The following is a 21,995-nucleotide window of genomic DNA, read 5'->3' as shown; positions in this document are numbered from 1 at the left end:
CATGAGGGCCCGGGTGAGTGCCTGGCGGACAGACGAGCCCTGTCCTCGCATCTTCGACGCAGCCGCTCAACGCGGCGAGCGTCAGGACACAAAGAATGAGCAGCATGCCGTGCTTCATAGCTTTCATGGTTAATCCTCCCGATCTCGTTAGTGGCTCACCGCTCAGCGAGCGGTAACCCTGAAAACGCGATTGACCGGTACGCGCTGACCATTCTGGCGATCTCAAGTAGCGGACTGTTCAGGGATCAGGCCGGCATGACTTCACACAATGCGTGGACGACACCCACGGCTTCGGCACCACCTATCGCGGCAGTCCATAGTCGAACGGCCGGCAGCACGCTCACGTGCCCATTAGACCTATTCGCCTCGCGGGAAGGCCATGTCGCACACGTGCCACCGCATGATCAGTAGCTGGCTATGCCGCGCTCACGCCCCCAGACCACCGCGGCACTGCGTCGCTTGACGTTGATCTTGCTGTACAGGTTCGCGACGTGGTTGCGGATAGTGTTGCGCGAAAGCTTCAGGGCACTCGCGATTTCAGCGTCGCCATGTCCCTTGCAGATGAGCTCGAGGATTTCCAGCTCGCGCGGCGTCAACGCCGCCAGTTCACCACCGACACTTCCCGGCTGGCGTATCTGCGCAAGCTTTTCCATCACCGTATGGCTGAACCACGAGGTGTCCTTCATCACCGTTTCGATGGCAAGGATCACGTCGGCTTCCGCGCGCTTGCGTTCGGTGACGTCCTGGACCACGCACAGCACGCAGGCCTCGTCCTGGATCGTCACCGGCCCGGCGGAAAGTAGGCAATCGATGGTAGAGCCATCGCGTGCCACCAGCGGAACTTCCAGGTTGCGCGTTTCCTGTCCGGCATCGAGGCTGATGCGCAGCTCATTGAGGATCTTGGCGCTTTTCCAGAGCCCGATTTCCCGGATGGTCTGACCCTGGATATCGGGATGGCGGTATCCGGTCGCATCGCCAAAGGCGTCATTCGCCGCCAGGATGCGCCAGCCCGATCGCGTGCAGATCAGCATCGGCACAGGTGCGAGACGGAACGCCTTGGCGAATTGCTCCTCGCTGCGGCGCAGTGACATCTCCGCCCGCTTGCGCGCATCGAGATCGGCGAAGGTGAACAGCATGCATGCCTCTTCGTCCATCTCGATGGGCTGGGCGGCGACGATCGTGAATTTTTCGGTGCCATCGTTTACACGCACCAGTGCCTCCTGCTGCGAAATGGAGCGGTGTTCGCGCATGGCTTCGAGCGCGGCCTCCCGGTGCTCGGCTTCCCGGAGCACGTCCAGCTCGTGGAATGGACGGTCTATCACTTCCTCCTGCATGAAGCCCGTCATTTCGAGGAAGCCGCGATTCACTCGCACATAGCGCGAGTCTGCAAGCCGAAGAATCACTGCAGGTGCGGGATTGGCCGCGAACGCACGCTCGAAACGGTCCGAGGCGCTCTTGAGTTCGGTCACATCCTTGATGATCAGCACCAGCGATTCGATGATGTTCAACGTGCTGACGACCGGAAAGCCGCGCAACTCCAGAACGCGGCGGAATTCGTCCTGCGACCGGTGGGTTACTTCCACCGTTACTTCATCGAAGTGCTCCCCGGCAACAAGCCTGGCCAGCGGGTATTGCTTGGCCGTGAGCCGGTGATTGTTGAGATAACGCAACGCGAAACGCTTGCGGTACTCGACCATGCCAGTGCCCAACTGCGCGATTTCAGTACAGCCATGCATTTCCAGGGCGGCGTTGTTTGCCCAGGCAATCGCGCCATCCAGTTCGACGACCAGCACGCCCTGGACCAGGTTCGCGAGGATCTGCTGTAGCTCGCTGCGATCCCTTGGCGCTTTCGGTGCTTTGGCACTCATCGGCAGTCCTGCATGTATTGGGGTAGTGATTATTTCGGGAGCGAACACCGCACATTGCAACCGGTAGAAACCTACCAGACGAACTGGTAGCGATGTCTCTATCACAAAGTGCGCGCAGGCCATAGGTTTTATTCCGGGCCACCAAAGCCCCTTCGATGGAGGAGTCCCCTATGCCATCTGCACGTTCCCCCAATCAAGCCGGCCAACCCGACAAGCGATCCGAACCACCGCCGCAACGCCGCCCGAGGCCAAGCTCGCAGGGCCACGAAGATCTGGATGGCGATCGCCGTTCCGACACGCCCCGTCGTCCTGGCGAGGGCAAGCAGCATGAAGTCCGCAAGCCGACGAATCGCCGCTGAGGCGGAACCATCTCGATCGAACTTGCGCGACCCAACTTGGAGATCAACCCGCATGAAAGCATTTCGCACGATGCCAATACTCGCCCTGGCCGCAGCGCTGGGAGCCGGAATGATTGCCAATGCCGCATACGCGGCGCCACAGGCGTCGTCCAGCGGCGATCGCTCGGCCGACACAGGCCAAGCCGCCAGCGACACGTGGATCACGACCAAGGTGAAAAGCGAACTCGCAACGACCAAGGGCGTGAAGAGCATGGACGTGTCCGTGACGACCACGAACGGCGTGGTGACGCTGACCGGAGTACTCGCGACCCAGACGGATGTCAGGAAAGCAGTCGCCGCGGCCAAAAGCGTGAAAGGTGTCAGGGACGTCGACGCGTCCGGACTGAAGTCAAAGGACTGACATGACAGGGCGAATGCCGCCCCAAGTATTCGAGTGAAGAACGATTCGACACATACCGGAGAACCAGCCATGAATGAAGACAAGATCAAGGGCCAGTGGAAGCAGCTTCACGGCAAGCTCAAGGCACGCTGGGGCAAGTTGACGGACGACGACCTCATGGTCGCCGACGGGAGCACCGAGTACCTGGCGGGCAAGCTGCAGGAACGCTACGGCATCGCCCGCGACGAGGCGAAAAAGCAGATCCGGGATTTCCACCTGGACCAGGACATGGATCTGTAAAAGCCCGGGCGCGGATGTTCCATGTAGTGGATGTCCGCGCCCGGCTCTTTGGGCACGGGGAATACCGCCCCGCGGCAGCTCGCGCTAGTCGATGGTTGGTGCCCTGACCAGCGCTAGTCGGCCCTGCTTTCGCAGCATGCATTGAAAATGCTGCGCACCGCACCACCACGCATCATTCAAGGAGACCACCATGCTCTGGTACGCCGTTGTGTTCCTGATCATTGCAATCGTCGCCGGATTCTTCGGCTTTCTTGGCGTTGCGGGTGTCGCCACGATGATCGCCAAGGTCCTGTTCGTCGTCTTCATCATCCTGTTCATCGCCTCGCTCATCACCGGGCGCCGGCGGGGCTAGCCAGGTGTGGTGTTGCCAGTGAAGTATCCGCACAACGCGCCTTGCGCCCGTTTACAACGGAGAGACTAAACGGGACAAGGCGCACTTCTCAGAAAGCCCACTCCCACGTCCTCTGTGTGATTGCCGTTCTATCTTTCAAACACCCACAAACGCGCACAGGCCAACATGCAACTGCTCTGCATGTGCATACATGAGCCCGCGCGGCGCACCTCCGTAGACCTTGAACGTGCAATGTGGAATCAAGGGCGGCCTGCGGATGTGTTTGGACTATCATGGCAACTTCTCCATCCGCCCCCGGATTACGCCATGCATGATTCCGCGACGCCGTTGCGCGTAGCACTGATCGGTTATGGCTACGCCGGCAAGACTTTCCATGCGCCCTTGATCCGCAGCGTGCCCGGCCTGGTGCTGGGCACGGTGGTCTCGAGCGACGCCGGCAAGGTCCAAGCGGACTTGCCCGATGTGGAAGTGGTCGCCGACGCGGCCGTTGCCTTCGCCGACCCACAACTGGACGTGGTGGTGATCGCGTCGCCCAACCACACGCATGCGCCGCTGGCGCGCGCTGCGCTTGAAGCCGGCAAGCATGTGGTGGTCGACAAGCCCTTTGCGCTCGACCTTGCCCAGGCGCGCGAGCTCACTGCCATCGCAGAGCGGGAGCGGCGCGTGCTGTCGGTGTTCCAGAACCGCCGCTGGGATACCGATTTTCTCGGCGTACGGCACTTGATCGAAACCGGCCGCCTGGGCCGGATCACGCATTTCGAATCGCACATCGACCGCTTCCGCCCGCAAGTACGCGCGCGCTGGCGCGAACAAGCTGGCGCCGGCAACGGGCTTTGGTATGACCTGGGGCCGCATCTGGTGGACCAGGCGTTGTGCCTGTTCGGCGTGCCTGACCGGGTCTGGGCCAACCTCGCCACGCAACGCGACGGTGGCGAAGTCACCGACTGGGCGCATGCGGTACTCGAATACGGCGAACGACGGGTGATCCTGCACGCCAGCATGCTGGTGGCCGGCGGCAGTCCCCGTTTCATCGTGCACGGTACGCAAGGCAGCGCGGTGAAGCCGAAGATCGACACGCAGGAGACACAACTGCTCGCAGGCATGCGGCCGGGGGATGCGGGCTGGGGCGAGGACACGGATGATCTGCTGCTGTACGACGGCAACGGCAACGTCGAGCACCTTGCTTCGCCACGTGGCGACCAGAGCCGGTACTACGCCACGTTCCGCGACGCGGTGAAAGGGCTTGGCCCCAATCCGGTCACACCGCAACAGGCCATCGTTGTAATGGCGGTGATCGAAGCGGCAGTGGTATCAGCCGCGGAAGGCAAAGCCATGGCGCTGGCGTTGAGCGCAGCGGAACGGGATGCATGGCCAGGCAACTGAGCCTGTGCTGTCTAGACATGGCGCAAGGCAGATACCGCTAGCCACTATGAGTGGAAAGCTGTCGCCCTCAACACTGGCGGCTTGGCCGAATCACGCCGCTCTAGACCATTTCGAAGTAAGCGCGAAAAGTGCCTCGCAGATAACTCAAGCTGACGAGCCCGTTTCGACAACCGTGCCTTATCGCTACTTCAAGCCGCCTCCTGGGCATCAGTCTGCCTTGCGACCGGAAGAGCATATTGCGCCGCCTCTTCCAGCAAACCCACCACGGCATCGACATGCCCACATGTCGACAGGTCGGGCGTACTCGGAGCCAGCAGTTCCGGCAGGCATACCGCAATGATGCGCGCCTCGGGTATGCGTTGATGCATATTCGCGGCAAGCACATCCACGCGCTCCCGCATGGCCTCGGCTTCGGTATCGACCAGATAGATCAATGCAACGGCGCCCGGCGTGAGGTCCGGATGCGGCTCGTCATCGAAGTTCTGGAGATCGTCGAGGGCCAGGTGGCGTGCGTCGATATTCAAGCCACGCAGGACGCGGGTCAGCAGCTCCGTGGTCAAATCGTCGTAGGGCGTCCCCATGCTCATGCAGAGCACGATCGAACCGGCCGGCACCGCCAGCGAACCCTGCCAACGTCCCCGAGTTTCCTCGCGGCGTTGCCGAAGCTGGCGCCCGATGTTGGCATCGTTCAAGACGCCCGGGCGGCGCTTCCGCCATGACCGCGTCCGCCCTTCCCCGCTCAGCGTCTCGATCACCGTGACGATGGTTTCCCGGAGAATCCGCAGCTGCTCGGCGCGGATCACACCGCGCTCGAGGTCTGTACGGCCGAACTGCAAAGCCGGCAGCACGATGGCGTCGCAGTAGGCACCGAAGGTCCGGCTTTTGAGATAACGGCGCGCATCGTCCAGAATTTCCTGGGCGTCGCCGGACAGCGCTCTCTGATAGAGCCGCTGCGGCATCGTCAACGCAGGCGCGTCGCCCAGCAGGATAGTCAGCAAGTCCAGGGCCTTCACGTGCCGGCCTGCCGCCACCAGGCACAAGGTCAGCGGCGTGGACATCACCAATCCCACCGGCCCCCACAGCCAGCTCCAGAAGATCGCGGACACCACCACCGCGAGCGGCGACAAGCCGGTGGTGTGGCCGTAGAGCAATGGCTCGATCACCTGGGAAACGATCAGCTCGACCGTGGCGAACAGGATCGCGGTCATCACCACCAGCGACCAGTCGGGCCCCACTGCGGCGGCAAACAGCATCGTCAACCCGGCGATCAGCCAGACGCCCACATAAGGCACGAACCGGAATATCGCCGCCAGCGCACCCCACAGGAGTGCATTCGGCAAGCCGATCAGCCATAGACCGATTCCGATCGCCACGCCGACACCTGCGTTCACCGAAAACGTCGAGATGAAGAACCGCGACAATCGTTCCGCGGCATCGTTGATCGCCATGGTGGTGGCGCGCAGGTCCGTGCCTCCCGCCAGGCGGATGAAACGGTCGCGCAAGGATTCCTGCTCCAGCAAAACGAAGGCCAGGACCACCAGCACGATGCCGCCCGTCTGCAGCGGTACCCATGCCACCGTGAGCAGGTGCGACAGCACGGCCAGTGACGCACTCGAAATTGCCGCAGGTTCATTCGTGGTGGGTACCGCCGGGCCGGTGGCGGTCACCGTGGAAACCGCCTGCTTCGCATTGCCGGGCTCCGCCGCCGGTTCAATGACGCGGCCCAGCACGCCTTGCATGCTTTCGAAGCGGTCCACCGTCAGACCCCGCAGGGTCTGCATCTTGGCGTGGATGGTGGACTGGTACTGGGGCAGGCTTCGGGCCAGATGTGTCGCCTGCGAACCCAGCACGAGGGCCATGCCCAAGGTGATGGCCAGGGTGGCGAGCATGACCAGAAGCACGGAGAAGCCATGCCCAAGCCCGAGCCGCAAATAAAACCGCACCCAGGGATTCAGCAACGCGCCAAGGAACAGGGCCAGCATCACGGGAACCAGCACTTCGCGCCCGAAATACAGCAGGGCCAGCATGGCAGCCGTTGCCAGAATCCCCGTCGCCTGCAGCCGCGGCGGGGCGGTGTCATTCGTCGGCATCTTCGATTTCCCCATCAGGCCCGATGACGAGAGCTTAGTCGTCATTGGCGCCATTTGCCTGCCCGATAACGCGAGCGTGAGGCGAAGGGTCAAATGCAGTGCGGTCGGGATGAAAGCTTGTGCCTTGGGTGGCGCTTGCATCCCGAACCAGCCACCAAGAGCAGCAGCACAAGCCGCTGGTTCTGGACATGGCGTGGCGATCGATGCCCGCCACGCCATGTCCAGGCAGACCAAGACATGGATCGATCCGATGACCGAAACCAGCACATCAAGCGGTCTGGTTGCCCCCTGCCCGATCGCCGGTGGTTACCCGGCGCCCGACTAGGAAAGCGCAAGCTGTTCCCGTATTCCCTGCTCTCGTGCCAGTTCTTCCCGAAGTTTGTGAGCAGACATCCCCGGTATCCGCCGATCAAGGCTCGGCAATATCTGTCCCAGAGCGTCGCGGCAGCAGTCTTTGCGCCAACGCATCTCGTGGCGCTAGAGACGATTGTTCCCTGAATCGGTTCCATATCGATACAGCGGCGGCATCGTCGCCTCGTCGAGATGACAGGTGCTGCCACATGACAACACTCCGAACTCCCGCCGATGAGCCAACGTTTGACTTGGCCATGGAATAGGTCAACAGATTGCCCTGCAACTGGAACGAGCCGGATTCATCTCTATTATCCCATTCCGAATACAAGGCGCGATCGATGTGCGTATACAATTGGGTATCGCGCAGGCGCAACCATCCGTAGTAGGCGTTCGTATCGATTGAGGCCATCTTGTCTTCATCGAACGAGCCGTCGGATTCATCGCCAGCAGATTGCCGCCCACGCTCCCCCCGCACGATTTGCATCGCGTAGCGTCCTTGCGCATCGATGACCCATAGTCCTTGTGGATCCGATCCATACGGCTCTACAAGCCGACCGTCCGGATAGACGTCGTCATAGCGCACCAGTGCCCAGGCTCCGACAAGCCACGTGGGCACCCCATTGGCTGCCTTCATCGGAATTTCGGGCGAAGTTGAAGCCCCCTCGGTATTTATCGGCGCTTTGTCGCCCTCCATCGTTCCGGCATCGATGCCGTGCGAGAAAAACGCCAAGACAGCTAAAAGCGATAAAATTTTAGTGTTTTTTCGCATGGCGCCAATTGGCTATAGAAGGTAGAACTAGAATAACCACTGATAATGCGCAGAAACACCATTCATTGGTATATTTCAGTCATTATGCAACGACATGAATAGAAGATAATTACACGAACACTCCGCCTTCAATTTCCAAAGAAAAATTGTACGCGCGAAATTCTTTCGCATCGCAAAGACGTCGATCAGCCGTCAAACAGCTACGCACAGAGCGGGAGCGCTCTCCGTAAAGGTCAGGCGTCCGCCTGCTTTGTTTTGATCCAAGCATCGACGCGCGCCTCCAGCACATCCAGTGGCAGTGCGCCGGCGCTCAGGATCTCGTCGTGGAAGGCACGGATATCAAAACGGCTTCCTAGCGCCTTGCGCGCCCGTTCGCGCAGCTCAAGTATTTTCAGCTGGCCTACCTTGTAAGCCAGTGCTTGGCCAGGCCAGATAATGTAGCGGTCGACTTCGGACTGAATGTCCGATTCCGTTACGTCGGAATGGGCGTGGAAGAAATCCACCATCTGTTGCCGCGACCAGTGCTTGTAATGCACCCCCGTGTCGAGCACCAAGCGGTCGGCACGCCACAGCTCGCCAGTCAGCCGCCCATAGTCGGACAAAGGATCCCTGTAGAAACCGATGTCTTTGCCCAGGCGCTCCGCATACAGCGCCCAACCTTCGATATAGGCGGTGTAATCGGCCTGCTGCCGGAAGGGAGGCAACCCGGGCAGCGTCTGCGCAATGGAAAGCTGCAGATGGTGCCCGGGAATGCCTTCGTGATACGCGATGGACTCCATGTCCATGGTGGTGCGATGGGCAAAGTCCCCGGTGTTGACGTAGAGCTGCCCCGGCCGTGAACCATCTGGCGTGCCCTGTATGTACGTGGCGATCTGGAAATCTTTTTCACGATACGTTTCGACCGGCACGACTTCGAGTTTGCTCCTGGGCAACAGGCCGAACAGCTTGGGCAGCTCCGGCTCCATCTGCGCGATGAAGCCGCGGTAGCGATTGAGGATGTCCTCGCGCGATACGGGATGTACTTTCGGATCAGCTTTCAGGGCCGCACGAAAGCTGGCCAGATCGGGGTAGCCTTGAGACTTGGCGATGACCGTCATCGCCGCCTCGATCCGCTTGACCTCGGCCAGGCCGAGCGCGTGGATACTTTCCGGAGTTTCCTGGGTCGTGGTCATCTGCGCGACGTCGTAGCGATAAATCTCGTCGCCGTTCGGCAGTTGCCATACGCCCGGCTCGCTGCGTCCGTGCGGTGCATATTCCTTCGCCACGAATTCGCCCAGCTTGCGATAGGCGGGACGCACATCGTTGTCGATGGCGGCGATGATCGCCGCGCGAAGACGTGCCTGATCCGCTTTCGAAACGTCGGCTGGGAAATGTTGCAGCGGTTTGGCAAATGGACTGTCTGCGCCGACGGATCCGGCAATGCCGTTGAGCTGGACCACCACTTTTTCCAGCAGGAATCGCGGCGGCATCATGCCGTCGCGCTCGCCTTGCCGCGCGACCTCTTCCGCTTGCGCCAATACGGCGGGAATGGCCCGCAGGCGCGTGAGGTACTGCTCGTATTCCTTGGTATTGTCGAAAGGAATGGAACTGATCAAGGCAGGCAGCCGCAGATGAACGCCGTGATATTGATCGATCGGCATTTCGTACAGTTTCAGGTCGAACGCGCGCAGGCTTGCCTGCAGCTGCCGCACCATCAACTGCTGATTGAGCTTTTCTTCGTCGGGGAATCCGGCTGTATCGATCGCCGTAAAGCGCCTGAGGAAATTCTCCGTGACCTCATGCTCGCTTCGAACATGCGCCAGTGAACCATCGATCCAGCGGTCGTTGTAGCGCAGGTCGCCGAGGGTCGTGGCGGATTCGGGATCTTCTTGCAGCTCATGCTGCCACTGCTCGTCAAGCAAGGCATGCAGCGCTTTTACGCGTTGCGCCGTATCCGCCGCCCGGTCCTGTGCCGAATACGCGAGGCACCCCAGCAAGGCGATCAGAGCCATCCATTGTCCAGTCTTCATTGGCATTCCACCTCAAGGCCTTGTGATGCTGTGTTCGCCATGCATGCGCAGGGCATCGCTTCAATCGTGACTTTGAATGGCCTGAACGCCATAGCCGACCGCTTCGGCAGCGCCGCCATCAAAGTGCATGCGCAGCCGATCGAGCTGCAGATAGATCACTGGCGTCAGATACAAAGTGAGCAGCTGCGAGAGCAGCAAGCCGCCGACCACGACCAAGCCGAGTGGCCGGCGCACTTCCGAGCCAGCACCCAGGCCGAGAGCGATCGGCAGCGCGCCAGCAAGCGCCGCCATGGTGGTCATCATGATCGGCCGGAATCGCACCTGGCAGGCCTCAAAGATCGCGATGGCCGGCGACATATCCTCGTCACGCTGCCGCGCAAGGGCAAAGTCGATCATCATGATCGCATTCTTCTTGACGATGCCGATCAGCATCACGATGCCGACGAATCCGAACAGATCCAGCGGCAAGTGGCATATCTGCAAAGTAAGCAACGCGCCAACTGCTGCGGCAGGGAGGCCGGACAGGATGGTCATCGGATGGATGAAACTCTCGTAGAGGATGCCCAACACGAGATAGATGACGAACACTGCCAGCAACAGCAGCGTGCCCATTCCCTGCATCGAGGTCTGGAAGGCCTGCGCGGTGCCTTGCAGATTGCCACTGATGGTCGCCGGCAGGCCGATCCTGGCGAGTGCGTTGTGGATATCCGCCAGTGCGTCGCCCAGACTGACGCCGGGAGCAAGCCCGAACGAAACCGTCACCGATGGCAGCTGGCCCTGATGGTTCACGGTCAGCACCTGCGGTTTTCGCACGAAGCTCGCCACCGTATCCAATGGGATCAACTTGCCGGTATTGGAAGTCACGTAGAGCTTCGATAGCACCGTGGGATCGTTCTGCAGGTTGCGCTGCACTTCCATCACGACCCAGTACTGGGTCGCCGAACTATAGATGGTGGAAAGCTGGTTCTGGCTGAAGGAAGCGCCCAGCGCCGATTGCACCTGGGACATGGTCAGGCCCAGCGGCGCCAGCTTGCTGCGATCCACTTCGACGACGATGGATGGGCTGTCGAGGCTCAAATCGTTGGTCACGTCCTGGAAGCCCGGCATCGTCGCGAAAGCCTGGGTTACCTTGCCGGACCAGTCGTACAGGGCGCTCGAATCGGTCGACTGCAGGGTGAACTGGTATTGAGCCTTGGAACGCAAACCGCCGATCTGGATCAGCGGCGGGTTGCGCACATAGGCGCGCATCCCGATCACTTTGGCGAATTTCTTCCGCAGTTCCTGCACGATCTCGTCCACGCTCAGGCTGCGCTGGCTCGCCGGTTTCAGTTTCAGCAGCATCTCGCCATCGTTGATCGTCGAACCGCCCGCTTCGATCGAGGACATCCACGATTCGATGTTGGGATCCTTCGCCACGATTTCCGCCAACTGCTGCTGGCGCGCCACCATGCCACCGTAGGAAACATCCTGGGGGCCTTCGGTAATGACCTGCAGGCGCCCGGTGTCGCCCGCGGGAATGAAGTCCTTCGGCACGGTGTTGAACAGCAGCACCGTCGCTACCAGGCTGGCCGCGAACACGCTCATCACCAGCCCCGAGTGGCCCATGCACCAACTCAGGCTGCGAACATAGCTGCGCTGGGTCGCTTCGAAACCGCGGTTGAAAACGGCGATCGCCCCATTCTTCTTCGGATGCTCGTGCACTTTGACGAAACGGCTGCACAGCATCGGGGTGAGCGTGATGGAAACAAAGCCGGAAACCAAGATCGCGACGCTGAGAGTCACCACGAATTCGTGGAACAGCCGCCCGACGATGCCGCCCATGAACATGACCGGGATGAACACGGCGATCAAGGACAGTGTCATCGAGAGTATCGTGAAGCCGATTTCCCCTGCGCCCTTGAGCGAGGCTTCATGAGGCCCGAGCCCGGTCTCTACATGGCGCATGATGTTTTCCAGCATCACGATCGCGTCGTCCACGACGAAGCCAACCGCCAGAGTCAGCGCCAGCAGCGATAAGTTGTCCAGGCTGTAGTCGAGCAGGGACATCACACCGAACGTCCCGGTCACCGACAACAGGAGCGCCGCCGCCGGGATCAGCGTGGCGGAAAGATTGCCGAGAAACAGGTAAACCACCAACACGACCAGCATGCCTGCCAGCAATAGGCTGAACTGTACGTCCGCTACCGAGGCACGAATCGATTGCGACCGGTCATACAACACGTCGAGCTTCACCGATGGCGGCAGGCCGGCAATGAAGCCGGGCAGCACGGCCTTGATGCGATCGATCAAGGCGACCGTATTGGCGCCGGGCTGGCGCTGAATGGCCAGAAGCACTGAGCGATCATGCTTGTACCAGCTGGCGAGCTGGTCGTTCTGCACACTGTCGTAAGCCCGTCCGACATCGCCCAGCCGCACCGGCGCACCGTTGCGCCAAGCCAACACGATGTCGTTATAGGGAGCAGCGCGTAGCAGTTGACCCTGGTTGCGCACCTGGAACTGCTGGCTGGGGCCGTACAAGGTGCCGGTGGCTTGGTTGACGTTGGCATCGACGACCGCCTTCTGCACCTGATCGATACCGATGCCGGCCACGGCCAGCCGGTCCGGGTCGATGCTGATCCGCACGGCGTATTTGGTCGCTCCATAGGCGTAGACCTGCGCCACGCCGTCGATAGTCGATAGTCGCTGCGCGAGCTGTGTTTCCGCGTATTCGTCCAGTTGCGACACCGGCAACGTAGGCGATGTCATTGCCAGCAGCAGCACGGGAGCATCGGCCGGATTCACTTTGCGAAGAATCGGCGGAGTGGGCATATCGGGAGGGAGTTGGCGCTGCGCGGCAGCGATCGCCGATTGCACGTCCTGCGCCGCAGCGTCGATATTGCGGTTCAGCGCGAAGCTCAGGACGATGCTGGTTCCACCCGGCGAACTCGACGAATTCATCGCATCAATGCCAGGGATGGTGGACAACTGCGCCTCTAGCGGCGCAGCCACTGCCGAGGCCATGACCTCGGGCGAGGCACCCGGCAGGCCGGCGAAGACGCGTATGGTTGGGTAATCCACATTAGGCAGTTCATTCACCGCCAGTCGCGGATACGCCGCCACGCCGAATATCAACAGCGCCAGCATCAACAGCGTCGTCATCACCGGTCGGCGGATGCACAGTGCGGGCAGGTTCATCGCGACAAACTCATACGTCGTGCGCGATACGTACGGGACTGCCATCGCTCAGCAGCAGCTGGCCGTCCGTCACTACACGCTCGTTGGCCTGCAGCCCTTGATTGATCACGATGCGGCCAGCCGTGGTGGGACCGATGTCAACGAAGCGCTGGTGGGCCTTGCCATCGACACCGATCACGAACACGAAGTTTCCCTTGTCCGAACTTTGCAGCGCTTCAGCCGGCATGGTCACGACATCAGTCAGGTGTACCGTCGGCACGCTCACCTGCATGAACTGTCCAGGGGTAAGACGGCCGTCGGCATTTTCCAGGCGGCCTTTGAGCACGATCGTACTGGTGTCGACATCCACCGTGTTATCGATGAAGTCCAACGTTCCTTGCAGAGGCGTGCTGTTCTCGCCGGGCAGCCGTGCCTGTACGGCGACGGCGCCATGCGTCTGTGCAGCACGGACAGCGGCGAGGCTGGCCTCCGGAATGCTGAAGCTGATCCGGATCGGCTCGATCTGATTGAGCACGACGATATCGGTGCTGTCAGCCGTCACCTGTGCTCCCGGCCAGACAAGCGGCAAACCGGCCACGCCATCGAATGGCGCAGTGACTCGCGTATAGCCGAGTTGCAGTTGCGCCAATGCTTGTGCGGCGCGGCTGGTCTGCACGCTGGCGCGAGCCACTTCCACATCGGTCTGATAGGTATCGAAACTGGCGCGCGAGATATAGCCCTTGGCCAGCACTTGGCTATAACGCTGAAGGTCCGTCTGTGCCTTGGCCAGCTGCGCCTGGGCACTGGCGGCGTTGCCGCGCGCTTGGTCGAGCTGCGCCTGGAATGGCAGCGGGTCGAGCCGCGCCAGCAGTTCGCCTTTCTTCACTTTCGCACCTGGCGTGAAACCCAGCGATTCGAGCTGACCCGAGCATCGCGCCCGCAAAGTCACGGTGGACCATGCTTCCGTACGTGCCACGACATTCAGCGAAAGGTCGATATCTCCGCGAGTCGCCAACGCGCTTTTCACCGGCACGGCGACACTGTCTGCGGCGTGTCCCACTGGACTCGCGGCCTGGGATGTATGGGAGAGATACATCGCCCCGGCGAACACGCCAAGGACGACAACGGCAACGGCGATCAGCTTTTTTTGTGGCGCGGTCATGCAGGCACCCTTTTGAATCTACGGATTTCGCGCCTGGAGTGCGGCATCGCCCGATAGCCGTATGGGCATTGGGCTATGGCTGGACACCATGTGAAGGGCTGCAGGGCACATCGGAGTGACATGCGGCGCTCGTCTCGACTCTCGCGGAGAGCACAGCCGCAACATGCCATCTGCGGCGATCAACGGAGAAGCCTTTGCCCACTGCCTGGCTGCGCGCAACCGTTCTCGAACGGTGCGCGCTCATATCCACTTCCGCTTGCCTGCATGCAGATCAGCCAGGCTTGCGGAATTTAAGGATGAACTTGTCCGTGTGCCCCTTGATCTCCGGCGCGAAAATGATCTTGTCGTGGGCATCCTGCGGATTGCTCAAGAGATCGCTCCGCGCCTCCAGCACAAATCCGGCCGCTTGCACTTGCGCAATCACCGTGGCCGGATCGATCCGGTGCAGCGTGCCGGCGTCGCGTCCGCCCGAACCCGGTTCCGCCGCATGGTCGACCACCACGAAGACGCCGCCGGGCTTCAAGGTCTTGAAGGCCGCTGCGTCGAGCTTGGCCGCCTCATCGGGGCCGCTGCTGCCTTTGACCGCGAAGACGCTGACTGCGCCGTAGACATCGTGATAATTCTGCGAGGTCCAGACCACGTCGAGCGACGACGGCGCACCGAGCTGGTCGTAAGGCTGCACCATCAGGGTCGTATTGTTGAACGCCATATCGGCAGCTATCGCCTTGATCGGGTCGAGCGCCTTCGGCCTTGCGTTCGCGATGCTTTCCGGCACCACGGCATAGACATGCCCCTGCGGCCCGACCACCTTGCTGAAGATGCGCGTGAAGTAACCGCCACCCGGCATCACGTCGGCCACTTTGTCGCCGGGCTTGATGCCGGCAAAAGTGACGAGCTCGGCGGGCTTGCGGTCGGGGTCACGCTGCTTGTCCGCAGCCGGACGTGCGCTATCGGAGACAGCGGCTGTCACATACATGGGGAGTGACGTACCGGCATACGCCAATGCCGTGGCGCCGAGCAAGGCAAGGCCGAGCAAAGTCTTTTTCATGAGTCCTGATGCTCCGTAAAGATGAGTTATCGCGATGACCCGGTGTTTTCAGGGCAATCGCTGCCATTCCACTTCGCCATGGGCGCCCTCCTCCGCACCGCTGGACGGCTTGGCCACGGTGTAGGTCAACAAGTCACCTTTCAGGGTGTATGCGGAGCCACCGCTCTTGCCATCCCAGTTCGGAAACGAAGCGTGCTCGATGTGCGTGTGGAAGGTCGTGGCGTCTGCCCGTATCTGGCCATAGTGCGCGTTGCTGTCCAGCGACGCCGCGCGGTATTCCTCGGGCGTGCCTTTCGACTTGTCGTTGGCGACAAAGCCGGTGCGCTGCGCACGCACCATCTGCATCATGTAGCGGCCGTGGGCGTCGATGATCCACAGGCCCTCCGGATGCGGTCCGTACAGCGCCACGCGATGGCCGTCCGGATAAACGTTGTCGACACGAACCAGCGTCCAGGCACCGACCAGCGAGGCTGGCACTTCGCCCGGAGCGGAATCCGAGGCGTTATCGGCGCGCAGTACCGCCTGTTCAAATGCCGAATTGGTCGTGCTGTCGGTGGCGCTGGCCAAAAGTGGACCGAGCAATAAAGCCAACCCGCCAAGCGCGAAAAACCATGGGAAGCGACGCATCGAGCATCCTCCGCTGTTGTGTGCATGGAGTCAGCGTAGTCGGCTACCATGCATTGATAAATCCCATTTTTGGATATTTCAGTCATTTCAAATGGAAATGGATGAATCATGAGAGCCCTCGACCTCGATGCCGTGAAAGCCTTCGTCCTGACCGCCGATCTGCAGAGCTTCACCCGTGCGGCCGAGGCCCTGGACAGCACCCAATCCGCGATCAGCCTCAAGCTGCGTCGACTGGAGGCGCAGCTGGGACGGCGCCTGTTGGAACGCACGCCGCGGCAAGTGCGCTTGTCTGCCGAGGGCGCCCTCTTCCTCGTTTCGGCACGCGATCTGGTGGGTGCGCACGATCGCGCCGTCGCTTCCTTCAGCGTGGAACAGCGCCGCCTGGTCATCGGCATCAGCCACCAGATCGTCGGCAGCGAATTGCCTGCCCTGCTGCGCTATATGAACGAGCACGACCCGCATCTGTTGATCGAACTGCGGGTCGCCGGCTCGCGCGAAGTGATGCAGGCCTATGACGAAGGCCGGCTGGACGCAGCCTTGGTGCTGCAGCCGGAAGATCGGAACTGCCGCGCCGAGAAATTATTCACCGAAAGCTTCGCCTGGATCGCCGCTGCGGATTGGCAGCCCCGCAAGGGTCAACCACTGCCGCTGTCCACCCAGGGCGAGTCCTGCAGCATACGCGCGACTGCCGTGCGTGCGCTTGACCAGGCGGCCATCCCGTGGACCGAAGTGTTTATCGGCAAGGGCGCCGCCGTCGTCGGTGCCGCGGCGGCGGCCGGCATCGCTATTGCCGTGCTGGCGCGGCGCAGCGCGCCTGCCGGTACCGTCGATATCGGCAAGACGTTGGCGCTGCCGGTCCTGCCAACGCAAGAGGTCGTTCTCTATTCCGCGCTGAGTGACCACCGTTCGCGCAACGCGCTGCGCACTCTGGGGGCTGCGTTCAAGGGTTTCGTCAACGCATAAAACTTCGGTGCGGAACAGCTGGCTGTTCGATTCGAAAGTCGAAATGGCGGCCTGGTGATCCGCCATACCAACCGCTACAGATACAGACGCACGGTCCGTAGCTCAAAAGACGATGGTGGCGGTGATGGTGTCGCTGTAGCTGCCGGGCGCCGGGGTCGCCTGTGCGGGCACCTGGCCATAGACGCTGATGGCTTGGGCATTGCCGCTGCCCGTGCCGGTCATCATGCTTGTGCCTGCCGTGCCATCGCCCCATGGAATGCTGCGTGCACTGTCCGTATAGAGCTGATAGCTCACGGTTCCTCCTCCGCCTTGTCGCTGCAGGGTTCGCGCCGCCACGTTGCCGCTGGAACCGCCGTTCAACGAGATACGGAATGCGTCGCCATTCGTGCAGCGCGCGGAAATGGATCCGGTTGCGGACAGGCTGCTTTTTAGTACGCCTGCACTGCCGAAACTGACATTCGTTGCGCTGATCAGGCAGTTGTTCACCACGGTGGCGCTCGCAGTGAATGGAAAAGTGCCGTTCGACGTGGTCAGCGAGGCGCACGTGGGCGCAATAAGCACGTAGAAGCCATAGTTGAGCGAAGTCTGGTTGCCGCCGAAGCCCTGGGTGTAGACGGTGCTGCTGTTGTTTACCGTAGGGACCGTGGGCTGGTTCGCCGCGATCAGTCCGTAATAGCTCACGGTCGTGCTTGCGCTGGTACCGGTCGCAGGCTTGTTGAGCTGCACCGCGATAGGCGTGGTGCCGTTGTAGATCGATCCCCAGACCAGCGAATGCGCTGCGTCCTGGTAAAGGTCGTATTGCAGGTTGCTGGCGCCGTCGCTCATGGAGCGGGGGCTGGTGGCGCCGACATTCAGGCACACCTGCACGGACGGCGTAAGCGTTATGGCCGACCACGTGCAGGTGACGCTTACCGTTCCCGATGCAGCAACCGCCGTGCCCGCAATCGGGCTGACATTGCCAAAACTGACGGACGAGGCGGTAGCCGTGCAGGTCTCCGCATGAACCCGTCCGCCGACCAGCAGCAACATGAAAAGCAGCGCATACGCCAGATACTTCATGGCGAATGCTCCTTCGACGCACGACATGCCACCGGGCCGATGGTCTGCACGTCGTGGTCTTTGGAACGCCGGTAATCGAAACTCGCGATGCAATGCCCTGCCGGGGCATCCACTTCGAGGTGGTTCTCCTTGTGCAGACTCTCGATATAGGTGAGGCCGTCATAGCCGACGACGGTCTCCGACCCGCCTTCCACGTAACGAACGCGCGATCCGGCCGGAATCGGCTTGCCTCCGGCGTCATGCAGGATCACCGATGCCGCGTCGTCGTGCACGAGCGAGAAGCGCGCCAGTACGCCGGATTGCGACTGCGGCACCGCATCGATCGAGGTCTTGTCGATGCGCACATCGGCCGGCAAGCGCATGCTGTCGATGGCGAGCTGGTTGTCTTGGTAGGCGTTCAGATCGGGAACCAGCAGATGGCCGCCTGCGTCGGTCGAACCGATGACGCGGTTGTCGTGCAGCACGGGAATGCCACTCACGCCATCGGTCGACACCATGGCAAAGCCATCGTAGATGCGCCGCGCCATCTGCACGCTGTCGTCCATGAGCACGACCGAGCCCAGCGCCTCCAACGATCCAGTGGTATGCCCCGCGATCGTATCCAGCGTGCCGGTCAGCTGCCCGTCGCTGCCCAGGTACTGCAGCTGTGCCTGGCGATAGTCGATGCCGCCGCTGCCGCCCGCCTGCAGCCCCCAGCCCCAACCGCCGCCGTAGTCTGGCGTGCGCACGGCGTTGGCGTTGTAGTAAAACTGGCCATTCTGCCGGCCCACGGTGGTATCGAGCGAAACGCGATCGCCAAGGCCGATATTCACGCCGATGAAAATACCGCGCGAACGATGCTGGGCGAAATCCTGATAGCCGCTGAAGAACAGCGACAGCAGGTTGCCGAAGCTCAGGTTGTACGACACCGAGCCCAGGCGCGAGACAACTCCACCGCGCACCCTGTAGCCGATATAGCTGACCGCCAGATCCTGCTGCCTGAAGACCGGAAACGATACCGTCAGCTGATCGATCGCCGTGGGTACCGGCGTGCCTTCGCGCGCCGCCAGGTCGCCGTAATCCCCGAAGGTGCGCGTCGTCTGCGCGTTGATGGAGAAATGCGGCTCGATCAGCTGATAACCGAGACTGGCCTGCGTGCCTTGCATCCGGCCGCCGCTGGCCGACAGCGAGCCGCTGACGACGCCCGCCATGCCAAGACGGACGAGCGCGCCGCCCCCCGCATTGAACAGGCCGTCGCCCGCTTCGCCATGCCCCTCGACGGTGACCGTGTCGCTGACGCCGTAGCGCCAGGAACCGCTGCCCGCAGGATGGGGATCGTAGTCGTCCGACACCAGGCCATAGTTCCGACGCACGAAGCCCAGCTCGACCGAATAACTCGAGAGCCCCGCAGCCAGCAGCCGCGGATCCACGTAGAGCGGCAATGACGTGGTCAGGGAACGGCCGAGGGCGTCCTGCGTCACCAGCGTGGCCTGTCCTGCGCCCGTGATGCCCGGCGCGTTGGTCAGTTCGAACGGACCGGCCGGAACATCCGTGTGCAGCTGATGCATGTTGTTGACGTACAGATCCAGCGCAGTGGGGACGGCCGACGAACCCGACAGCAGCGGCAGCGGAAACGTCACCAGGTCGGGCCTCAAGGCGAAGTTGCTGCGCCATTGCCATCCCGCCAGGCGAATCGAACGCGACCATGACAGAGACGAGGAAATGGTGTCGCCCCACTGGACGGTGCTCAGCGTGTCGGGATCGGACTGGCTCCAGGACGTGTCGTAGCGGACATAGCGCTGCGTACCGGCATACAGATAGGCCACGCCGGTATTGCTGAATACGCCACGCGGATCGAAGTAGCGCTCCTCCGACCAGAGCGCGAACCGCGAGCGTGCGTCGCTCTGTGCAATGGCATCGTAGTTCACCAGGAAACCCCGCCCCGAACTGGCTTTCGGCGTTGTCTGCAGCTGCCGCGCATCCAGCAGGTAGGGTTTGCGCAGGCGATCCCCCACCGTGAGCTCAACCGCCTGCGTGGCGGCGTCGTAGCGATAACGAAGCCCATTAACCCGATCCAGTGGCACCTCTTGTGCCTGCGTCGTCCCCAGCTTGTCGCTGGCCAGTCCGATGGCTTCGAGCGTCTGCGCGGTCGCGAACAGCTTGCCGCCGCGCAAGGTGAAATGCTGGAGCGGGCCCTGGCGTTCACCATTCAAGATCACTTCGAGATATACCTCTTGCGGCTGGTTGGCATCGCCCAGGAATGCATTTGGGGGCAGCGTGCTGGCAGGGTTTTCCGTTGCGGCTTGTAGGGGTGACATCATGGCCATCGAGGCGGTCATGCATAGCGCGAGACAAAATCGCCGGGCGCCGCCTTTCGCATGTCCGGCAATGCAATTCATTGCATGGCGCTGCCGGCATCCCATCGCGTCAATGGGGTGCAGCCACCGTCGCGACTGCACCGCTGGACTGCCCGTTGATGTTCGCTTGTATCTTCAGCGGGCCTTGAAGTGCGACACCGGGATCGAGATCGATCTTCCATTGCTGGGTATGGCCGGCGAGTACATAGCCGAGCAGACCTTTGTTGAGGATCAGCGTCCTGCCCGCCGCGAGCAGCTTCACTTCTCCGATCTGCCCATGCCGATCTCCCGCATTGGATACGCGCAGCAACCAGCCTTGCGGACTTCGCAGCAATTGCCACGACAGCTCTGGCTTGCCGATGGCGCCATTCGGATGGATGAAGATGGGTACCGAATAGCGCAGCCTGATGGTTACGCCGTTCGCCGCCGCGGCGTCCGGCAGCGGTATCTCATCGATCAAGACGCGGAAGCTCTGTTCCGTCGACACCGCATCGTGCGATTGGCGCACCAGCCGCACCAGTTGGTCGCTGTGCGGGGCAACCTGGATCAGCGGCGGGCTGGCTGCGATATCCTGCGTGGCATCCAGCGTATCGCCCGTATCGTTCTGTCCCCAGCGGAACACGCGCACCTGCCCGTAAAGCGGCTTGGCGCCAGGGTTGCTCAGCGTGATCCCGACCGCATTCGCATCCGGCGGCATGTCCACCGTCACCGGCGAAATCTGCAGGGATGCAGCCTGCACCACGGCGCACAGGGATGCCATCACCGTTGCGAGAACGGTGTGTCTCAGCTTCGTTGGAAGCATGGCTCAGAAGTAGACTGTGGCAGTGATCGTGGTCTGGTACGTGTCGGGCTTGGGCGTCGTGGCCTGCACTGGCACCTGACCGTAGACGTTGATGGTCTGTGCAGCGCCGCTGCCCGTGCCGGCCACCGTATTAGTGCCCTGGGTATTGCCCCACACGGTGGTGTGCCCCGCGTCCTGATAGAGCTCGAAGGCCACGGTAGTGCCGGTGTTGCCGGTGGCCGTACCCGCCATCAACCGGTTGGCCACCGAAGATCCCGTCACAGTACCGGCATCAAGGCCGACGTTGTACGGCGTGGTGTTCGTGCAGGTGACACTCAGCGTCGATTGCTGGTTAATGGCCGTCGACAGCACGCCTGACGTGCCGAAGTTCAACGGATTGGCGGTGATGCCGCAGTTCGCCTGCAACGTGAGCGTCACGTTGAATGTGGCGGTGCTGGTGCCGTTTGAATAAGTCGCCGCGGAGGCGGATAAGGATGCCATCGCCGAGAGGGCGAATACGAGAGCACGTGCGGACAGGCGTCGCGTCATAGCAATTCTCCAAAGTCGTTAAACCTTAGGCAATGTGCCGTAGGGCCTCAGCGCGATGCCGATGCCCCTGCGATGTCCCCTGTTTCTTTTTTTGTAATGGCGTAGGTCTCGCAGGTCAATCAACTGCATGTGAAAAGACGCCGCCTTTGCCGCTATTAGACGATTGCGTCATGGTTTCAACCATTCGCGCTTCTTGTCTGATGGCGCTAGCCGCAGTGAATCCCTTTGTTCCCGGGAAGCGAAGCCGCGATGGCAACAGCGCAGACAGAAGAGTCAATCGCCGCAGAACGGCAACCACCGACTCGGCCGTATTCAATGGAGTCCTGCCGGGGGACTTCGTATATCTCCAGGGCGCGCAGTGCCCTGCCTGCATATAGGCAATGCCAGGAGCGCCAGGCCCACTGCCCACCCGGCCACGAACGCCCCTCGGCGCAAGAAAATTCATCGTTGCCGC

At 61.7% G+C, this 21,995-nt stretch carries 18 protein-coding genes; 6 read left to right on the top strand and 12 right to left on the bottom strand.

From position 1 onward, the window contains the following. Positions 1–404: 404 nt before the first annotated feature. Positions 405–1,868: a helix-turn-helix transcriptional regulator gene (locus IHE46_RS06045; RefSeq protein WP_192163691.1), complete on the bottom strand. Its 1,464-nt coding sequence runs from the start codon at positions 1,866–1,868 to the stop codon at positions 405–407. Between the two features lie 411 nt (positions 1,869–2,279). Here IHE46_RS06045 and IHE46_RS06040 point away from each other — a divergent pair, with 411 nt between their 5' ends. From IHE46_RS06040 to IHE46_RS06025, 4 genes are all read left to right on the top strand, one after another. Next, positions 2,280–2,627 (top strand): BON domain-containing protein, encoded by a 348-nt coding sequence (locus IHE46_RS06040; protein WP_192163690.1) that lies wholly within the window; start codon positions 2,280–2,282, stop codon positions 2,625–2,627. Between the two features lie 69 nt (positions 2,628–2,696). Beyond that, positions 2,697–2,906 (top strand): CsbD family protein, encoded by a 210-nt coding sequence (locus IHE46_RS06035; RefSeq protein WP_192163689.1) that lies wholly within the window; start codon positions 2,697–2,699, stop codon positions 2,904–2,906. A gap of 190 nt (positions 2,907–3,096) precedes the next feature. Further along, a complete protein-coding gene (locus IHE46_RS06030; protein ID WP_192163688.1) occupies positions 3,097–3,258 on the top strand; it encodes a DUF1328 domain-containing protein in 162 nt (53 codons plus the stop codon). Positions 3,259–3,564: 306 nt separating this feature from the next. After that, the gene (locus tag IHE46_RS06025; RefSeq protein ID WP_192163687.1) at positions 3,565–4,641 is read left to right on the top strand and encodes an oxidoreductase; all 1,077 of its coding nucleotides are present in this window, start codon (positions 3,565–3,567) and stop codon (positions 4,639–4,641) included. 188 nt (positions 4,642–4,829) lie between these two features. Here IHE46_RS06025 and IHE46_RS06020 read toward each other — a convergent pair whose 3' ends face one another. Then, complete coding sequence (locus IHE46_RS06020; RefSeq protein WP_255430874.1) at positions 4,830–6,668, bottom strand: AI-2E family transporter; 1,839 nt, start codon at positions 6,666–6,668, stop codon at positions 4,830–4,832. Here IHE46_RS06020 and IHE46_RS06015 point away from each other — a divergent pair. Next, positions 6,667–7,056 carry a hypothetical protein gene (locus tag IHE46_RS06015; RefSeq protein ID WP_192163785.1) on the top strand — a complete coding sequence of 130 codons (390 nt, stop codon included), beginning with the start codon at positions 6,667–6,669 and terminating at the stop codon, positions 7,054–7,056. The genes IHE46_RS06020 and IHE46_RS06015 overlap by 2 nt on opposite strands. Before the next feature lie 84 nt (positions 7,057–7,140). On the opposite strand, the gene IHE46_RS06010 is transcribed toward IHE46_RS06015, so the two are convergent. The 6 genes from IHE46_RS06010 to IHE46_RS05985 form a co-directional block, all read right to left on the bottom strand. Beyond that, positions 7,141–7,854 (bottom strand): lipocalin-like domain-containing protein, encoded by a 714-nt coding sequence (locus IHE46_RS06010; protein ID WP_192163686.1) that lies wholly within the window; start codon positions 7,852–7,854, stop codon positions 7,141–7,143. A 233-nt stretch (positions 7,855–8,087) separates the two neighbouring features. Further along, complete coding sequence (locus IHE46_RS06005) at positions 8,088–9,845, bottom strand: DUF885 domain-containing protein (protein WP_225562811.1); 1,758 nt, start codon at positions 9,843–9,845, stop codon at positions 8,088–8,090. Positions 9,846–9,923: 78 nt separating this feature from the next. After that, on the bottom strand, positions 9,924–13,037 hold the full coding sequence (locus tag IHE46_RS06000; RefSeq protein WP_192163684.1) for an efflux RND transporter permease subunit: 3,114 nt from the start codon (positions 13,035–13,037) through the stop codon (positions 9,924–9,926). A 10-nt stretch (positions 13,038–13,047) separates the two neighbouring features. Further along, positions 13,048–14,178 (bottom strand): efflux RND transporter periplasmic adaptor subunit, encoded by a 1,131-nt coding sequence (locus IHE46_RS05995; protein WP_225562810.1) that lies wholly within the window; start codon positions 14,176–14,178, stop codon positions 13,048–13,050. A 271-nt stretch (positions 14,179–14,449) separates the two neighbouring features. Next, positions 14,450–15,226 (bottom strand): class I SAM-dependent methyltransferase, encoded by a 777-nt coding sequence (locus IHE46_RS05990; RefSeq protein WP_192163683.1) that lies wholly within the window; start codon positions 15,224–15,226, stop codon positions 14,450–14,452. 48 nt (positions 15,227–15,274) lie between these two features. Continuing rightward, positions 15,275–15,808 carry a lipocalin-like domain-containing protein gene (locus IHE46_RS05985; protein WP_192163682.1) on the bottom strand — a complete coding sequence of 178 codons (534 nt, stop codon included), beginning with the start codon at positions 15,806–15,808 and terminating at the stop codon, positions 15,275–15,277. Positions 15,809–15,961: 153 nt separating this feature from the next. Here IHE46_RS05985 and IHE46_RS05980 point away from each other — a divergent pair, with 153 nt between their 5' ends. After that, positions 15,962–16,816 carry a LysR substrate-binding domain-containing protein gene (locus IHE46_RS05980; RefSeq protein WP_192163681.1) on the top strand — a complete coding sequence of 285 codons (855 nt, stop codon included), beginning with the start codon at positions 15,962–15,964 and terminating at the stop codon, positions 16,814–16,816. A gap of 102 nt (positions 16,817–16,918) precedes the next feature. Here the strand turns inward: IHE46_RS05980 and IHE46_RS05975 are convergent, their stop codons facing one another. The 4 genes from IHE46_RS05975 to IHE46_RS05960 all read right to left on the bottom strand — a co-directional run bounded on the left by IHE46_RS05975 (position 16,919) and on the right by IHE46_RS05960 (position 21,541). Continuing rightward, positions 16,919–17,875: a spore coat U domain-containing protein gene (locus IHE46_RS05975; protein WP_192163680.1), complete on the bottom strand. Its 957-nt coding sequence runs from the start codon at positions 17,873–17,875 to the stop codon at positions 16,919–16,921. Further along, the gene (locus tag IHE46_RS05970; protein WP_225562809.1) at positions 17,872–20,193 is read right to left on the bottom strand and encodes a fimbria/pilus outer membrane usher protein; all 2,322 of its coding nucleotides are present in this window, start codon (positions 20,191–20,193) and stop codon (positions 17,872–17,874) included. The genes IHE46_RS05975 and IHE46_RS05970 overlap by 4 nt, the downstream gene beginning before the upstream one ends. 88 nt (positions 20,194–20,281) lie before the next feature. Then, positions 20,282–20,971, bottom strand: a complete 690-nt coding sequence (locus IHE46_RS05965) for a molecular chaperone (RefSeq protein ID WP_225562855.1) — start codon at positions 20,969–20,971, stop codon at positions 20,282–20,284. A gap of 45 nt (positions 20,972–21,016) precedes the next feature. After that, on the bottom strand, positions 21,017–21,541 hold the full coding sequence (locus IHE46_RS05960; protein WP_192163678.1) for a spore coat U domain-containing protein: 525 nt from the start codon (positions 21,539–21,541) through the stop codon (positions 21,017–21,019). Between the last annotated feature and the right edge of the window lie 454 nt (positions 21,542–21,995).

The sequence above is a fragment of the Rhodanobacter sp. DHG33 genome, from assembly GCF_014843005.1.
In the GTDB taxonomy this organism is placed as follows: domain Bacteria; phylum Pseudomonadota; class Gammaproteobacteria; order Xanthomonadales; family Rhodanobacteraceae; genus Rhodanobacter_A.
This window is presented reverse-complemented; position numbering and strand designations above follow the sequence as displayed.

Bases quoted from the DNA above. Each gene is read 5' to 3' on its own strand.
- IHE46_RS05960 (WP_192163678.1), bottom strand. From the start codon at position 21,541: ATGACGCGACGCCTGTCCGCACGTGCTCTCGTATTCGCCCTCTCGGCG.
- IHE46_RS06015 (WP_192163785.1), top strand. From the start codon at position 6,667: ATGGCAGCCGTTGCCAGAATCCCCGTCGCCTGCAGCCGCGGCGGGGCG.
- IHE46_RS05990 (WP_192163683.1), bottom strand. From the start codon at position 15,226: ATGAAAAAGACTTTGCTCGGCCTTGCCTTGCTCGGCGCCACGGCATTG.
- IHE46_RS06030 (WP_192163688.1), top strand. From the start codon at position 3,097: ATGCTCTGGTACGCCGTTGTGTTCCTGATCATTGCAATCGTCGCCGGA.
- IHE46_RS06005 (WP_225562811.1), bottom strand. From the start codon at position 9,845: ATGGCTCTGATCGCCTTGCTGGGGTGCCTCGCGTATTCGGCACAGGAC.
- IHE46_RS06040 (WP_192163690.1), top strand. From the start codon at position 2,280: ATGAAAGCATTTCGCACGATGCCAATACTCGCCCTGGCCGCAGCGCTG.
- IHE46_RS06020 (WP_255430874.1), bottom strand. From the start codon at position 6,668: ATGCTGGCCCTGCTGTATTTCGGGCGCGAAGTGCTGGTTCCCGTGATG.
- IHE46_RS06010 (WP_192163686.1), bottom strand. From the start codon at position 7,854: ATGCGAAAAAACACTAAAATTTTATCGCTTTTAGCTGTCTTGGCGTTT.
- IHE46_RS05995 (WP_225562810.1), bottom strand. From the start codon at position 14,178: ATGACCGCGCCACAAAAAAAGCTGATCGCCGTTGCCGTTGTCGTCCTT.
- IHE46_RS05965 (WP_225562855.1), bottom strand. From the start codon at position 20,971: ATGGCATCCCTGTGCGCCGTGGTGCAGGCTGCATCCCTGCAGATTTCG.
- IHE46_RS06000 (WP_192163684.1), bottom strand. From the start codon at position 13,037: ATGAACCTGCCCGCACTGTGCATCCGCCGACCGGTGATGACGACGCTG.
- IHE46_RS05975 (WP_192163680.1), bottom strand. From the start codon at position 17,875: ATGAAGTATCTGGCGTATGCGCTGCTTTTCATGTTGCTGCTGGTCGGC.
- IHE46_RS06025 (WP_192163687.1), top strand. From the start codon at position 3,565: ATGCATGATTCCGCGACGCCGTTGCGCGTAGCACTGATCGGTTATGGC.
- IHE46_RS06045 (WP_192163691.1), bottom strand. From the start codon at position 1,868: ATGAGTGCCAAAGCACCGAAAGCGCCAAGGGATCGCAGCGAGCTACAG.
- IHE46_RS06035 (WP_192163689.1), top strand. From the start codon at position 2,697: ATGAATGAAGACAAGATCAAGGGCCAGTGGAAGCAGCTTCACGGCAAG.
- IHE46_RS05970 (WP_225562809.1), bottom strand. From the start codon at position 20,193: ATGACCGCCTCGATGGCCATGATGTCACCCCTACAAGCCGCAACGGAA.
- IHE46_RS05980 (WP_192163681.1), top strand. From the start codon at position 15,962: ATGAGAGCCCTCGACCTCGATGCCGTGAAAGCCTTCGTCCTGACCGCC.